The following is a 343-nucleotide window of genomic DNA, read 5'->3' on the forward strand; positions in this document are numbered from 1 at the left end:
TCGTCCTGGACAAGACCGGCACCGTCACCACCGGCCGCATGACCCTGCTCGCCGTGCACACCGCCGCCGGCACCGAGGAGTCGCAGGTGCTGCGGCTGGCGGGTGCGCTGGAGCACTCCTCCGAGCACCCGATCGCCCGCGCCGTCGCCGACGGCGCCCTGGAGAGGCTGGGCACCCTGCCGACGCCGGAGGACTTCGCGAACGTCGCCGGGCTCGGTGTGCAGGGCGTCGTCGACGGCCACGCCGTCCTCGTCGGCCGCGAGCGGCTGCTCGCCGAGTGGGCCATGAGCCTCCCGGCGGACCTCGCCCGCGCCAAGGCCGACGCGGAGACGGCCGGCCGCAC

1 pseudogene is annotated in these 343 nt (G+C 76.4%); it reads left to right on the forward strand.

Features of this window, described 5'->3' with window-relative positions:
* Window positions 1-343: pseudogene (locus GTW67_RS18440) on the forward strand (HAD family hydrolase); the annotation flags it as partial.

The organism is Streptomyces sp. SID5910 (assembly GCF_009862125.1).
GTDB lineage: Bacteria > Actinomycetota > Actinomycetes > Streptomycetales > Streptomycetaceae > Streptomyces.